This is a genomic window from Priestia sp. FSL W8-0524, assembly GCF_038005965.1.
Taxonomy (GTDB): Bacteria; Bacillota; Bacilli; order Bacillales; family Bacillaceae_H; genus Priestia; species Priestia zanthoxyli.
Map to the genome: position 1 here is coordinate 566,454 of NZ_JBBOUG010000001.1, position 15,087 is coordinate 581,540.

Annotated in this window: 16 protein-coding genes; 12 read left to right on the plus strand and 4 right to left on the minus strand. The window is 37.6% G+C overall.

All coding sequences use genetic code 11. The annotated features are described in order from the left end of the window. The first annotated feature begins 166 nt into the window (after nt 1-166). The 9 genes from NST66_RS02860 (at nt 167) to NST66_RS02900 (ending at nt 7,835) form a co-directional block, all read left to right on the plus strand. The gene (locus tag NST66_RS02860; RefSeq protein ID WP_033578134.1) at nt 167-799 is read left to right on the plus strand and encodes a fumarylacetoacetate hydrolase family protein; all 633 of its coding nucleotides are present in this window, start codon (nt 167-169) and stop codon (nt 797-799) included. A gap of 142 nt (nt 800-941) precedes the next feature. Continuing rightward, nucleotides 942-1,076 carry a hypothetical protein gene (locus NST66_RS02865; protein ID WP_257041451.1) on the plus strand — a complete coding sequence of 45 codons (135 nt, stop codon included), beginning with the start codon at nt 942-944 and terminating at the stop codon, nt 1,074-1,076. 166 nt (nt 1,077-1,242) lie between these two features. Next, nucleotides 1,243-1,704, plus strand: a complete 462-nt coding sequence (locus NST66_RS02870; RefSeq protein ID WP_243495454.1) for a CBO0543 family protein — start codon at nt 1,243-1,245, stop codon at nt 1,702-1,704. A gap of 228 nt (nt 1,705-1,932) precedes the next feature. Then, complete coding sequence (locus tag NST66_RS02875; RefSeq protein ID WP_028412123.1) at nt 1,933-2,496, plus strand: ImmA/IrrE family metallo-endopeptidase; 564 nt, start codon at nt 1,933-1,935, stop codon at nt 2,494-2,496. A 327-nt stretch (nt 2,497-2,823) separates the two neighbouring features. Continuing rightward, on the plus strand, nt 2,824-4,128 hold the full coding sequence (locus NST66_RS02880; protein ID WP_028412124.1) for a CitMHS family transporter: 1,305 nt from the start codon (nt 2,824-2,826) through the stop codon (nt 4,126-4,128). Between the two features lie 153 nt (nt 4,129-4,281). After that, the gene (locus tag NST66_RS02885; protein WP_340843050.1) at nt 4,282-5,871 is read left to right on the plus strand and encodes a sensor histidine kinase; all 1,590 of its coding nucleotides are present in this window, start codon (nt 4,282-4,284) and stop codon (nt 5,869-5,871) included. 27 nt (nt 5,872-5,898) lie between these two features. Beyond that, entirely contained in the window at nt 5,899-6,570 is a 672-nt protein-coding gene (locus NST66_RS02890) for a response regulator (protein WP_028412126.1), read from the plus strand. A 24-nt stretch (nt 6,571-6,594) separates the two neighbouring features. Beyond that, entirely contained in the window at nt 6,595-7,563 is a 969-nt protein-coding gene (locus NST66_RS02895) for a tripartite tricarboxylate transporter substrate binding protein (RefSeq protein ID WP_028412127.1), read from the plus strand. A 134-nt stretch (nt 7,564-7,697) separates the two neighbouring features. Further along, nucleotides 7,698-7,835, plus strand: a complete 138-nt coding sequence (locus NST66_RS02900; RefSeq protein ID WP_165573233.1) for a hypothetical protein — start codon at nt 7,698-7,700, stop codon at nt 7,833-7,835. A gap of 74 nt (nt 7,836-7,909) precedes the next feature. On the opposite strand, the gene NST66_RS02905 is transcribed toward NST66_RS02900, so the two are convergent. Beyond that, entirely contained in the window at nt 7,910-8,782 is an 873-nt protein-coding gene (locus NST66_RS02905) for a LysR family transcriptional regulator (RefSeq protein ID WP_028412128.1), read from the minus strand. A gap of 140 nt (nt 8,783-8,922) precedes the next feature. Between NST66_RS02905 and NST66_RS02910 the strand changes: the two genes are divergently transcribed. Together NST66_RS02910 and NST66_RS02915 are read left to right on the plus strand one after the other, a co-directional pair. After that, nucleotides 8,923-10,041: an AbrB family transcriptional regulator gene (locus NST66_RS02910; protein ID WP_028412129.1), complete on the plus strand. Its 1,119-nt coding sequence runs from the start codon at nt 8,923-8,925 to the stop codon at nt 10,039-10,041. A gap of 65 nt (nt 10,042-10,106) precedes the next feature. Further along, nucleotides 10,107-10,880: a class I SAM-dependent methyltransferase gene (locus NST66_RS02915; RefSeq protein ID WP_049162996.1), complete on the plus strand. Its 774-nt coding sequence runs from the start codon at nt 10,107-10,109 to the stop codon at nt 10,878-10,880. 38 nt (nt 10,881-10,918) lie between these two features. Here NST66_RS02915 and NST66_RS02920 read toward each other — a convergent pair whose 3' ends face one another. The 3 genes from NST66_RS02920 to NST66_RS02930 are packed head-to-tail and all read right to left on the minus strand — an operon-like array spanning nt 10,919 to nt 13,861. Beyond that, complete coding sequence (locus NST66_RS02920; protein WP_013081885.1) at nt 10,919-11,764, minus strand: ABC transporter permease; 846 nt, start codon at nt 11,762-11,764, stop codon at nt 10,919-10,921. Next, the gene (locus tag NST66_RS02925) at nt 11,757-12,962 is read right to left on the minus strand and encodes a quaternary amine ABC transporter ATP-binding protein (protein WP_013081886.1); all 1,206 of its coding nucleotides are present in this window, start codon (nt 12,960-12,962) and stop codon (nt 11,757-11,759) included. Before NST66_RS02925 ends, NST66_RS02920 begins: the two co-directional genes overlap by 8 nt. 35 nt (nt 12,963-12,997) lie before the next feature. Then, nucleotides 12,998-13,861 (minus strand): glycine betaine ABC transporter substrate-binding protein, encoded by an 864-nt coding sequence (locus tag NST66_RS02930; protein WP_340843051.1) that lies wholly within the window; start codon nt 13,859-13,861, stop codon nt 12,998-13,000. Nucleotides 13,862-14,456: 595 nt separating this feature from the next. Between NST66_RS02930 and NST66_RS02935 the strand changes: the two genes are divergently transcribed. Further along, the gene (locus tag NST66_RS02935; protein WP_340843052.1) at nt 14,457-15,044 is read left to right on the plus strand and encodes a TetR family transcriptional regulator; all 588 of its coding nucleotides are present in this window, start codon (nt 14,457-14,459) and stop codon (nt 15,042-15,044) included. The last annotated feature ends 43 nt before the right edge of the window (nt 15,045-15,087 follow it).

Here is a 15,087-nt window from a genome sequence, read left to right on the forward strand (position 1 = left end):
CGGAGCCTTGCACGGAAATCCACAGAGGTGTCATAAGCAGTCCAGCTCATTTATTCCCTTTTTCCATCTTTAGATTGAATTCATTTTGTTATGTCTCAATTTCTTTTTTCTTGTAAAATAAAAGAATACAAGTTGAAAAATCTTTATTTGAACGAAAGAAGGGATGATGAAAGTGAAAGATATTAAAAATATTTATTGTGTGGGCCGAAACTACGCACTGCATGCAAAAGAATTACATAATGATATTCCAACATCACCTTTTTTATTTTCCAAACCTACTCACGCTCTTGTTGAAGCAGCTGGACAATCAATCACTCTTCCTCGCGACCAAGGAGAGGTGCACTTTGAAACCGAACTGATTCTTCATATTGGACAACTTTACAAAGAAGGCATAACAGTGGATGAACTTGTTGACGAGATGACGATTGGATTAGATTTGACGCTTCGGGATGTGCAGAGCGAATTAAAACAAAAAAAGCACCCTTGGCTGCTTGCAAAAGGATTCAAACATTCAGCGGTCGTGGGAAACTTTATTCCGTTTGAAGGAGTAGAAGCATCTAAGCAGAAAGACTTTTCGTTAGTGAAAAACAATGAACGCGTTCAGCTGGGAAATATCAAAGATTTGATTTTTGACTTACAAACGATTATTGATTTTACAGGAAAACATTTTGGTCTTGATAAAGGAGATCTTATTTTTACAGGTACACCTGAAGGAGTAGGTCCGCTTTCACATCAGGATCATCTTTCACTTAAATGGGGGCAGCAAGAGCTTGGTTCTTGCATCGTTTCCCTTCGTTAACAAAAAGAGCTTGAAACAAAGGTAGTTTAGTTGAAGGAAGATCCGAACGGTGAATCGAGATTCTTGATAGAGAATCCAACTCGTTCGGATTTTTTATTGTGATGGTGAATGTAGGATTCACGTATTTCGTTGTTTCTAGAGGTTGATTGGAGGGCGAGACGAAGACTCCTGCGGGAAAAGCGGAACAGGTGAGACCCCGCAGGAGCGGAAGCGACGAGGAGGCTCACCGGCCGCCCGCGGAAAGCGAAGTCTTGCACGGAAATCAACACAGGTGTAACAGGCGGTTCACCTTATTTATCTCATTTGTTCGTATTTAGATTGGCTTGACTTCGTTATGTCTCCATCTCTTTTTTTATGAAGTCTTAGTTTTTTAGCCTTCAGAATGAATTTAATATCCAATGGGAAAGCTGTTTCTATCTCCTTTAGAAAACGAGGTCCTCAGCATGGTGCTCTTAATCTTTACAACGGTGATTTCTATTTTGAGTGTACTAGTCATGCCAAAACGTATCAGCTGGATAGAAATGTACACAACTTCTTTGTTTGTTATGTTTTTAGGATCAGTAGCAGATATATATCTTGATGTTAAATATGATCTTTATGGCTTTTTTAAAACAGGAGTAGATTTTGAATATCTTTTAGTCTTTATTTTTATTTATCCTGCGACGAATAGTGTATTTTTAAATTTTTATCCTGGGAGCAAGAGTTTGGCTAAAAAAGCTTTATACATTACAGTGTGGGTAATTCTTACAACACTGTTTGAATACATTTCTGCCCAAACAGAAGTGTTTTATTATAACGAATGGAAGACGCTATACTCGTTTTTTTGCTATCCTTTTCTTTATATAGCAATGGCTTTAAATTTAAAAATGATACGCAGGCTCCAGGTTATCGATAAGCAAAAATAGAAATAAAAAAAAGTAATGATAAATCATAAAAAAATGATATTTTATTAATGGCTACATATGTAATATAGTAAAAATAGAAAATAAACGAGGCAGCATATAAGCAGGGTTAAAAAACATCAAAACGGGAATCTTGACATTAACTTCATGTTTTTAACCATGTATTGTGAATGAATATACTTAATGCTAAATAATATGTTGTAGAAGGAATTTAGTAAAGGAGGCAAGAAGATGTTTAAGCGTAGTGAAAAAATCCAAATTCATGGCGTAACGTTTCATGGAGTCATGAGTGCGAAGCAAAAAGCGGCCCTGCACGAAATTGCTAATGTAACAGACGAAAAAGACTGGGATGGGCTAAAAGGTGTGTACTGCTTAGGCAGTGTAAAGGTGCAAGGAAAAGATGTGTTAGGTGTGTACTATGGCCAATTTAACGATAACCTTCCAAAAGAGAAGCGCAAACTTCAGTTTGAAATTGACTATATTAAATATACAGTAACGGAATGTCCCATTGTCTTTATCGATACAACAAAAAACAAAAAGCCTCATCAATTTGCTTTTATCATTCTGCATGAATTAGGCCATCATGTGGATCGTATGACAAATGGAACGCTTTTAAAAGAAGGAAATAGAACGCAAGAAATGTTTGCTAATACGTATGCCTTAGAAAAATATTCAAAAATAGAAAAGTTCCAAACAAAGAAGTTAAAAAAGATTCCATTTTTAGAGGAATCTCTTACTCAGTGGAATAAAACTCCTCATCCTGGAGCGTATTCTCTTAGAGTTCAAATTGAATAATTCACGAGAATAGTTCCTCTCTCTCCGTTTTTTATTTTCCTACCTTTTTCCTCTTCCTGTCTTTTATCCTCCCAATGAACAAAAAGGATTTAATTACCCATAAAGTTTTAAAAGTTTTTATAGTACGAATTATTTACACTATACCCTCCTGTAAATTATGATTATTTTAAGAAAAAACAGAAAATTTTAAAGTTTTAAGGTACAACTTAATAGTGAACAAGCGATGTTGTAATCGTATAGACGAACTGGCATACATATGCGAGTCATACATACAAACGAATCGCTTCCACTGTTATGAAAGCGGATTCAAAAATAGGAGGGGTAATAATGTTAGCTATTCTTGGGTTTTTGATGGTTTGTACATTTATGTTTCTGATTATGACAAAACGATTAACGCCGCTTATTGCTTTAATGGTTATTCCAGTATTGTTTGCAATCATAGGGGGATTCACAAGCGGTATTGGAGAAATGGCTTTAAATGGTGTAAAAGAATTAGCACCTACAGGCGTTATGTTAATGTTTGCTATTTTATATTTTGGGATTATGATTGATGCTGGTTTGTTTGATCCAGTTGTAGGAAGAATTTTGAAAATCGTAAAAGGTGATCCACTAAAAATCACAATTGGTACAGCTATTTTAGTTCTTATTATCTCATTAGACGGAGACGGAACAACAACATATATGATTACGCTTTCAGCGATGCTTCCGCTTTATAAAAAGCTAAACATGAAGCCAATGATTTTAGCCTGTATCGCCATTATGGGTAGTGGAGTTATGAACTTAACACCTTGGGGTGGACCTACTGCTCGTGTGATGAGTGCATTGAAGTTAGATGCTTCACAGGTGTTTACACCACTGATTCCAGCCATGATTGGCGGAGCTGTTTGGTTGTTATTCACGGCTTACTATTTCGGGAAAAAAGAGCGCCAGCGCTTAGGTGTTATTGATATTCAAGACGTTACAAATGCTCAAGTAGCTTTTGCAGAAGCAGCAGCCGCTGAAGGAATCGAGTACAAGCGTCCGAAGCTTTTATGGGTAAACTTTGCTTTAACAGCTCTATTATTAGTAGGACTTATCACAGCAGTTATGCCGCTTCAAATTCTATTTATGATTGGATTTGCAATCGCTATCATGATTAACTATCCAAATTTAGAAGTTCAAAAAGAGCGTATTACTGCACATGCTGGTAATGTACTTGCTGTTGTGTCTCTTGTATTCGCAGCAGGCGTATTCACGGGTATTTTATCAGGTACCAAAATGGTAGATGCAATGGGTAATAGCTTAGTAGGATTAATTCCAGATGCGTTAGGGCCTTACATGTCTGTGATTACTGCCATCACAAGTATGCCATTTACATTCTTTATGTCAAATGATGCTTACTACTATGGGATTTTACCAATTATTGCTCAAGCAGCTTCAGCATACGGTATTGATGCTGCAGAAATTGGCCGTGCTTCATTGATTGGTCAACCTGTTCACTTACTAAGTCCTTTAGTTGCTTCTACGTATCTATTGGTCGGTATGGCAAAAGTCGAGCTTGGTGAATTTCAGCGCTTTACTTTAAAGTGGACGATTGGAACAGCTATGGTGATGCTTTTAGTAGCTATTATTACAGGAGTTATTACGCTGTAAAGATCAGGAAACTAAAAACTTATCAATTCCGCTTTTGGGATTGATAAGTTTTTTTGTCTAAAAAGCTTTTGGAATAAGGAGCGGATATACAAAAAATTTTGATAAAATAAAAGAAGAATAGAACTATAAGGTAAAGGCTAAAGGTGCGATGAAATGAAAAAATGGTTTCAAGTATCACTGCAAACAAAAATCGTAGGTTTATCCGCAGCATTAATCATAACTGTTATTGTTCTTTTAGCGAGTATTTTCTCTTACATGCAGTTTGTAGAATCTAAAAGGCAAGCCGAGCAGCTGGCTCTTCAAGCAGCCAAATCAATATCATTTATGCCGGAAGTCAAAGCTGCTTTTCAAAAAAAACAGCCGAGTCGATATATTCAGCCGCTTGCCGAGCAAGTGAGGGAACAAATCGGAGCAGCAAGTATTGTGGTTCAAAACCGTGAGCAAATCATCTATTCTCATTCTAATCAAAAATGGATAGGAAAGAAAAACAAAGAGGCGGTTAACGATAGAGCACTATTATTCGGCGGATATTATACGCTGGACGGAGAGGGAACCACAGGTCTTGCTATTATGGGGAAAGCGCCTATTGTCATCAGTCACGGAAAGTATACGGAAGTCGTGGGAGTGGTGACGGTTGAGTTTTTAAAATCTCATGTTCATGCTCAGCTCATTACGCGTATTCAGCAAATTATCCTATTTTCACTAGCTGTTTTATTGCTTGGTATGATCGGGGGTATTTTTTTAGCTAAAAGTATTAAAAAAGATACTCTTGGTCTTGAACCCCATGAAATCGCTTCTTTGTACCGTGAACGAAATGCAATTTTACTTTCGATAAAAGAAGGAATTATTGCTATTGATCATCAAGGCTTTATTACGATGATGAATACATCAGCTAAAAATATGCTGGGGTTACAGACGGAATATTTACATCATCATATCGTTGAAGTATTTCCTTATACGAATATGATTGAAGTGCTAGATACGGGAATAGCCCGAAGCGACCAAGAAATTTTTTTGAATGAAAAAACGTTTATCTTAAACTTAACACCCATTATTGAACATCAGCGAATTGTAGGAGTGGTCGCTAGTTTTCGTGATAAGACAGAATTAAAAAGCTTAATCAATACGATTTCAGAAGTACGAAAGTATTCAGAGGATTTACGAGCTCAAACGCATGAGTTTACGAATAAGCTGTATGTTTTGTCGGGTTTGCTGCAGTTAGGGCAGTACAAAGATGCATTGGAGTTTATTCAAAAAGAATCAGCCGTACACCAAACGCAAAATCGTATTCTATTTGATCAGATATTAGATTCCAAAGTTCAAGCAATATTGCTTGGGAAGATTGGAAAAGCATCTGAAAAGAAAATTCATTTTTCGGTTGATTCGGAGAGTACACTCGATACGCTCCCAGAACATATTGAAATTTCTCATCTCATTATCATTATTGGGAACTTAATTGATAATGCATTTGAAGCCGTGAGTCAGCGGTCTAAAAAAGAAGTGTCGTTTTTTATTACCGATATTGGTCATGATTTAATTATTGAAGTGATGGATAACGGACCCGGTATATCAGAAGAAGTACTAAATCAAATTTTCACAAAAGGGTTTTCAACGAAAGGTACAGACAGAGGGTACGGACTGGCAAATATAAAGAAAATGGTAGATGAACTTGGAGGATCTATTGAAGTGTATAATCAGCCAGAAGGAGGAGCCATTTTTTCAGTTTACCTTCCAAAAAACTGAATCATGAGAAGTAAGGGGAGAGTCGAAATGTTACGAGTCGCAATTGCAGAAGACGATTTTCGAATTGCTCAAGTTCAAGAGCGATTTTTATTAGAAGTAGATGGTGTAGAAGTCGTAGGCAAAGCGTTGAATGCAAAAGAGACGCTTGAAATGCTAAAGGAGAAGAAAGTTGATTTACTTCTTTTAGACATCTATATGCCAGATGAAATGGGAACAGATTTACTCCCAAAAATCAGAGCCCAGTTTCCACAAGTTGACGTTATCGTGGTAACGGCTGCAACAGAAAAAAACATTGTAGAAATCTGTTTGAGAAACGGCGTCGTTAATTATTTGATTAAGCCGGTTATGATGGAATCCTTCATTAATGCTATTAAACAGTATCAAGAGAAAAAGGAACTGTTTAGTACGCATGAAGAAGTTGATCAATCATTTATTGATGCGTACTTTGGACATGTCAGAACAAAGCCAAAAGCGGATAAATCTCTTCCTTCAGGTATTGATGGTATCACATTACAAAAGTCAAAAGACATTTTAAAAAGCATCAAAGGAATTACGATCGAAGAGATGGGGCAACACATGGGAGTATCTAGAACGACAGCTAGACGATATTTAGAGTATCTAGTATCAACCGGTGAATGTCACGTTGAATATGATTATGGGATTATTGGAAGACCGGAGCGCAAGTACTATTTAGCGTAGCATTAGCCTTGAAGGATGGTATATATGATCAAAAAGCTCATGATAGTGTTTATAAGTGCATTGCTTGTTAGCTGTTCTACTCCCTCTAAAAAAGACCGCATTAGTATGGAAAAAATTGAAATTGTGGCAGCCGGTGCAAAAGGCGGAGGAGCAGATGCAACAGTAAGAGCCATTCAACAAGTGCTAACGGAAAAGAAGATTGTGAAGGTACCCGTTTCTGTTAGTAATAAAATAGGTGGGCAAGGTGAAGAAGGATGGAAATATATTAAACAGAGAAAAGAAGGAAATATTGTTTCCGGGAATTCCAGTTTGCTGATTACAAATAATTTGCTAGGGCAAAGTCAATTAACCTATAAAGACTTTACTCCGCTCGCTATTTTAACATCTGAATGGGAGGTCATCGTAGTTCCTGTTAACTCTCCTATATACAATTTAAAACAGCTCATACGCACGTTAAATCAAAGTGAATCCAGTATGAAAGTGGGAATATCACCTCGATTAGGAAACGACGATCATTTATCGTTCATGCAGCTAAATAAAAAAGCAGGCGTAGACTCTTCCAAGCTTGAGTTTTTCGTTTATAACAGCAGTCATAAAGTAATTGATGCGCTCGTTCATCATCAGCTAGATGTAGCACCCATGTCATTATCAGAAGTAAAAAAGCAGTATGAACAAGGGCAGGTAAGGATACTCGCCGTTTCTTCTCCTAAAAGGCTAGAAGAGCTAAAAGAGATACCGACGTGGAAAGAAGCGGGAATTGACGTAACGTTTAGCCATTGGAGAGGTCTAATGGGACCGCCTAATATGACCAAAGAACAGGTAGCATATTGGAATAAGGCCGTGTATGAAATGGTTCATACAAAAGAATGGGAACAGCTTCTTAAAGATAATGATTTAACCTCTTTTTATAAAAATAGCAGCGGTGCTAAAGTCTTTCTTGAGCAGCAAAGCAAGCTGTATTCTGACTTAATGGGCGGAGCAAATGATGAATAAATACAATAGAAAAAGGTTGGGACAAAAGGATTTTAGATGGAGTGAAAAACGAACCATTGATTAAAGTTTTTAATTCTTGGTTCGTTTTTTTGTTGTGGTAAGTGTAGTTTCATCTGTTTCGTTCCTTCTAGCAGTTGATTGGAGAGCAAGACGAAGACTCCTGCGGGAAAAGCGGAACAGGCGAGACCCCACAGGAGCGTGAGCGACGAGGAGGCTCACCGGCCGCCCGCGGAAAGCGAAGTCTTGCACGGAAATCAACTGCGGTGTCTTAAGCAGTTCCGCTCATATATCCCATTTGTTCGTCTTTAGAATTAGATTCATTTCGGTATGTCTCAACCTTTTTCTGTCAGTGTACATCTTTTAAATCCAAGTTTTGAATGAACTCAATAAAAGCTTTTACAATGTTAATTTTTAAGGAGTCCTCATGATAAAACATCCATGTGCTGCGCGTTAAAGGTACTTGATCTTTAGTTTTTAACGTGTATCTGTAAATCTCTGCAGCATCGTCAAGCAGCATACTCGGCAAAATCGCATAGCCCAGTCCGTTTACAACCATCTTTTTACATGTTTCTGCTTTATCTACTTCAATGCTGACAAGGGGAGGCTGAGAGTAATTTTCAGCCCACCAGTTATCAACGGATGTTTTTAAAAAACGATCTTGATGATAATCAATTCGAGGTAGATTGGGAAGATTGTTTATGTCGACAGGCTGTGCAGACGCAATGCAAATTGTTTCTTTAAAAAGCAGCTCTTTTTGATCTTGCCAGTTATAATCACCTTTTACAAACGCAATATGAACATCGTGCTTATAAAGCAGATGAGCCATGTCGCTGCTCCATCCGGTTGTGACTTTGAATTCAACATCAGGAAATCGCTCTTTAAATAAACGCAATAGCCCAGGGAGCTTGTAGTCAGTGAAAAAGTTAGACACGCCTAGACGTAAAGTTCCGGTTAATTGATCATCCATGTTTAACACATTTTCTTTTATTTTTTGAACCGTAAGCAGCATTTCTTCTGCGCATTTCACTAAATATTCTCCCTGCGGTGTAAACTGAACTCCGCGGCGCCCTCTATTTACAATCTGAACATGAAATTCCTTCTCCATCTGCTGCAGTCTATGCGTAAGCGCAGGCTGAGATATAAATAGCTCCTTGGCTGCTTTTGTAATGTTTTTCTCACGGTACAATACTTGTAGAATAAGCCAATCTCGATCGTCCATACTACCCCTCCAGGAATAAAAAAAATGAATGGTTTATAATAAAATTTCGATATTTTAATTATTTCTAAAATTATACTATAGTTAAGAAGAGAAATGTTCGGTGTAAGAAAGAAAAGCCTTGTAGAAGGAAGGAAGTAGGTATGAACGCAAGAGTTGTTTTTTTACAATCTATATTTTTTATTCTATTAACAAGCGTGGGAGGATTTCTTTTATCGTTAACAGGCTTATCCATTGGCTGGATGCTTGGGACTCTCATTTTAGCTGCTATTCTAGCTTTTCGAAAGCCGCGTTTTTTATCTCAAACAAGCAAAAAAGGCATTCCAAAATATTGGCTGTACGCTGGACAGTGCATTTTAGGGATTGAATTAGGTCAAAAGATTAACTTATCTGTGGTGACTACGTTTCAATCTCACTGGTCCACCATTACGATTATGCTTTTGCTGTCCGTTGTTTTTTCTCTTTTATCCGGTTATTTGCTATGGAAGTTCAGTTCCACAGACTTATTAACAAGCTTTTTCGGTACGACTCCGGGTGGAATGAGCGCCATGCCAGGCATGGCTGAAGAAGTAGGAGCCAATACGGCAGTTGTAAGCATCATTCAAACGATGCGCGTGTTTTTAGTTGTGCTTGCTGTTCCTTTATTTGTAGTCTATTGGGGAAGTAATACAGGACGGCATGCAGTGTCCGTTACCCCGAGTGTTTTTGAGTGGGGATCACTGTTGTGGACAGGCGTTTTAATTGTTACAGCAGTAGTCGGCTATTATATAGGGAAAAAACTAAAATTTCCTGCTCCTTGGTTAGTAGGAGGAATGCTTACTGTTGCAATTGTTCAAACAGCTGCCTCATCGTACGTGGGGTATAATCTTCAAGCATACTGGCCTCATTCTGTGATGATTTTATCGCAAATTTTTATTGCTTCAAGCATTGGTTCTCGCTTTCATAAGGAAATGTTCATTGGAGTAAAAAAAATTATGGTTGTGGCGCTTATTAATACAATTGGTTTAATCGCCGCCATGTTTGTATGTGCACTATTCGTTTCCAAAATAACTGGAATTGAGCTTATCACGTCTATTTTAGCGTTTGCTCCTGGAGGCATTGCAGAAATGGCGACTACATCCATTGTACTGCAGGCTGATTCGACGTTAGTAGTAGCGGTCCAAGTGCTTCGTATTTTAACAATTTGGCTGCTTCTGCCTCCGCTGTTTCGCATGTTTCATCAGTGGGGAGAAAGAAAAAGAATACATTCACACGTTTCATAATAAATATGTGAATGCACTAGGTAGAGTAAGAGAGAGTTTTAAAGAGGGAAATGGGGGGAGAATAGATGAGTAATAAAGAAATGGTGGTCAGTCAGTTCGGGGGGAATGCCGGAAAGTATGTCAAAAGTAAAGGTCATGCAAAAGGCAAAGATTTAGCGGTTTTAGCGGAAATTGCTGAAGAAAATAGAGGAGGAAAGCTGCTTGATGTAGCGACAGGAGGAGGACACGTGGCAAATAAGCTAGCACCTGTCTTTCAAGAAGTAACGGCTTTTGACTTAACTCCTCAAATGTTGCAAAGTGCTGAAGGCTTCATTAAAGAAAATGGTCATGAAAATGTATCGTTTGTTCAAGGAGATGCTGAGGATATGCCATTTCAAGATGACAAGTTTGATACGGTAACGTGCAGAATTGCACCGCACCATTTTCCTAATATTAAACAGTTCATCAAAGAGGTATACCGAGTGTTAAAGCCAGGAGGACAGTTCTTGCTCATTGATAATGTAGCACCGGAAGTGAATGCGTATGACGAGTTTTATAATCGAGTTGAAAAGACAAGAGATCCAAGCCATTATCGTGCTTATAAAAAAACAGAGTGGCTTTCTATGCTTGAAATGCAAGGATTCCGTACAGAAGTGCTGACAACTTTTCCAAAGCGCTTTTTATTTGATGACTGGTGTGCGATGATGAATGTTCCCCAAGAGACAAAGCGTGAGCTTACTCAATATATGCTGAATGTACCAAGCGGATTTAAACAGTTTTTCGAAATCAAAACGAATCAACAGGGAATTGAATCGTTTCAAGGAGAAGCAATCTTTGTAGCGTGCTACAAACATAAATAAAAAGAAGCCAACTCCGGTGAGTTGGCTTCTTTTTTTACTTATGCTCGTTGGTTTGAACGATTTCCAAAATATTGCGTAATACGGTCTAAAATAATTGCTAAAATAACGATTGAAATTCCAGCTTCAAAGCCCGTGCCGACTTCAAGTCGAGAAACTGCACGATATACTTCTGCACCAAGTCCCGGAGCACCTACAAGAGAGGCAATAACGACCATTGAAAGAGATAGCATGATGCTTTGGTTAATTCCTGCCATAATTGTTTTTGTAGCTAATGGAAGCTGTACTTTAAATAATTTTTGTTTTGTTGTTGAACCGTAGGCATTTGCTGCTTCTACTAAGTCAGCGGGTACTTCACGAATACCTAGGTTCGTTAAGCGAATCGTTGGAGGCATTGCAAAGATAACAGATGAGATAACACCTGGCACCACACCAATTCCAAAGAAGAAAAGTGCTGGAATCAAATACACAAATGCCGGCATCGTTTGCATAAAGTCTAAGATTGGCGTAATAATCCGAGCTGTCTTTTCGCTTTGAGATGCCCAAATGCCTAGCGGGATTCCTACTATAATTGAAATTAATACGCTTGTTAAAACAAGGGCTAGTGTGTCCATTGTTTCTTGCCAGTAGCCAAGATTAAGAATAAATAATAGACCAATCATCGATAAAATAGTAAATGACCATTTTTTACTTGAAAACCAAGCAATGATTCCGACAATTAAGATTAAAATTAATGCTGGTGGAAAGGTTAGCACTAGTACAATAAAACTTACAATACCATCGACAATAGCTGAAATAACATCAAAAAACCCTTTGATATTATCATTTAAAAACGTGACAAAATGGTCAATCCAATTGCCAACGGGAATTTTAGGAATACTATTCATTTACGTTCACCTCATTACTATCAGTACCGGCAAGTGCTTCAATCACTCGCTCTTTTTTAATGATGCCGCGCAGACGATGGTTTTCATCTACAACCGGTAGCGGGAAACGGCTGATAACCATTTTGTCGTACAAGTTTTCTAGTAGCGTATCTGTCGTAACAGTCGGAATATCCGTATCTAATACGTCTGCTGTCAGTTTATCTTGTTTAATGGCGCGGCTGATATCATCTGCCGTTACAACTCCTAGAAGAGTTTTTTTCTTGTCTACGACGTAGATGCTTGAATAACCAGCTTCTTGCATAATTTTAAGAGCCACGCGCGGACCACGGTCTACGGTAATGGATTCGGCACGATTCATCACGCTTTCAGCTGTGTATACTTTAGCTACATTAACGTCTTCGACAAAGCGCTCTACATAATCATTGGCAGGGTTTGTCATAATTTCTTCAGGTGTTCCTACTTGAACAACACTGCCGTCTTTCATTAAAACGATGCGATCTCCGATTCGAAGAGCTTCATCAAGATCATGGGTAATAAAAATGATTGTTCGCTCCATTTTTTCTTGAAGCTCCAGCAAAAAATCTTGCATGTCTTTACGAATAAGCGGATCTAGTGCACTGAATGCCTCATCCATTAATAAAATGTCAGGGTCATTGGCAAGTGCTCGAGCTAGTCCGACGCGCTGCTGCATACCGCCGCTCAGTTCACCGGGATATTGATTTTCGTATCCTTTTAAACCTACTAATTCAAGCGCTTCTTTTGCTTTCTTTTCGCGTTCGGCTTTTGGTGTACCTTGAACTTCTAATCCGTATTCTGTGTTATCAAGAACCGTACGGTGAGGGAATAAAGCAAAGTTTTGGAAAACCATGCTCATTTTTTTTCGGCGCATGTCGCGAAGTTCCTCTTTGTTCATTTTTACTACATCGTCACCGTCTAAAATAAGAGATCCAGATGTTGGTTCAACAAGGCGGTTAAACATGCGAACTAAAGTGGATTTACCGCTTCCAGACAGGCCCATAATGACGAAGATTTCACCGGATTTGATTTCGAAGTTTGCTTGATTAACTCCAATTGTCATTCCTGTTTCTTCTAGAATTTCTTTTTTTGTTTTTCCTTTTTGAAGTAAATCAATCGCTTTTGACGGATTCTTACCAAACACTTTGGTTATATTTTGTACTTTTAATTTTACGTGTTCCATATGTCCACCTCAATTGTTGTTTTCTTTTACGTTCATTACTTTTTCGTCCAACTATCGATTAACTTTTTATGTTTTTTTACCCATTTCTGTGCTGCTTCTTCAGGGTTTGAAGATTTTTCAACTTGTGACAGAAGAGGACTGATTAATTTATCGTTCATCTGTGCATTATTCATCCATTTTATGACTTGAGGATTTGTCTTTTTAAATTCCTTGCTTGTCATTGTGTAAATGTTGTCAGGGTCTCCAAACGAGTTTTTAGGATCTTCTAAATATTTGATGTCAAAGTCTGCAAAAGCCCAGTGAGGATTCCACATAGTAACAACAATTGGTTTTTTTGCCTCATAGGCTTTGCGCAGTTCACTGAGCATAGCTGCCTCAGACGATTTTACAAGCGTATAGCTTTTAAGGTTATAATCTTTTAACGCTTGTTCGGCTAATCCGTTAATGCTGGAGCCTGGGTCAATTCCAATAACTTTGTTATCGACATCAGAAGCAACCTTAGCAAGGTCTTCTGTTGTGTTCACGTCTTTCATATAGGCGGGAACCGCAAATCCTAAGCGCGCATTTTTAAGCCAAGGGTCTTCAATGTTTACTTGATCTTTATACTTTTTGTAAAAAGGCGCATCTGTTGTAGGAAGCCATGGTGCAAACGAAATATCAATGTCGTTATTAGCTGTTCCTACCCAAACACCGGCTTTCTCTAAGAAAACAGTTCTAACCTTATAACCTCGATCTTCTAAAATCTGTTTCCATACGTACGTGTAGGCAATGTTTTCAGTATAGTTATTCATGCCCATGGTAATGGTTTTTTTATCTTTAAAGGCGCCATTACCGTTGCCGCAAGCTGAAGTAATAACTAGAAGAAAACAAATCATGCTGATTAAAAATAGTTTCTTCATGCAATGTAACTCCTTTATAAAGTTTTAAATCAATATGACTGATATGTAGAACGGATGCTAAACACAACGAAGTGTATACCCGGTTTTTTTAGGTGGTAAACATAAAAAATATAAAATGTGAAATAGAGTGGGTGATTTTTCGGCGTTATAAAGTTATTTTTAGCTAAAAATGTACATCGTAGTTAAGAGAAAATATGGGAAATAAATGGATAAAATAAGTGACTGTAGAATCAGTCTTACATGTTATCACTCTTTTTTTTACTCCGTCAACTTCAAGTCAAGAGTAATTCGGCAATTGAGCCGTATAAACCGATACGAAAAAATATCTTTTTAATAAAGTTATTTTTTAGGAAGAATAGGTGATTAAAGAGCTTTGCATCAGCTTTTACCTTGAATTGTAAAAGGAAGAAAGATAACAGTGAGACATATAAGAAACGTGAGAGGAAATTGATAAAATAAAAAAATATTTTTGAAGCCAGCATACGGATAAATTTTTGATTGAATTTAAAGATTCAGAAAATTTTATCTTGCATAATTTCAACTTCTTATAGTAAAATGAATGAAAGTCATTCATTTTATAGGTGGAGGGAAAAAGTTGGTTACAAGCACAAGTGAAAAATACGATAAGATTTTACAGGCAGCGATTGAAGTCATATCTGAAAAAGGACTTGATAAAACATCAATTTCAGACATTGTAAAGCGTGCAGGCGTAGCACAAGGGACTTTTTATCTTTATTTCAGATCTAAAAATGCTCTTATTCCGGCTATTGCAGAAAACTTACTTTCTTTGTCACTTGAAAAAATCAAAGAACGAGCTAAAACAGCAACGGATTTTTTAAGTACATTAGAGGTAATGATTGACGAAACGTATAAAACAACAGATGAATATAGGGATGTTCTTGTTTTATGCTATTCAGGGCTCGCTTTTGACTATTCATTAGAAACATGGGAAGCTATTTATTTACCTTATTACAACTGGTTTGAAGAGGTATTAAATCAGGCTGTTAGAAAGGAAGAAGTCATCAAGCAGCTTAACGTTAAATGGACAGCTAAGACGATGATTAATTTGATTGAAAATGCTGCTGAACTTTTTTATATCGGGCGAGAGCAAGATGTCACACTTGAGCAATCAAAGGAAGAACTTTTTCAATTCTTAAAGCGTTCTCTTGTGCCATCCGTGTAATATTAGCACTGCTGATATTACATCTACTAAAATGACTGACATT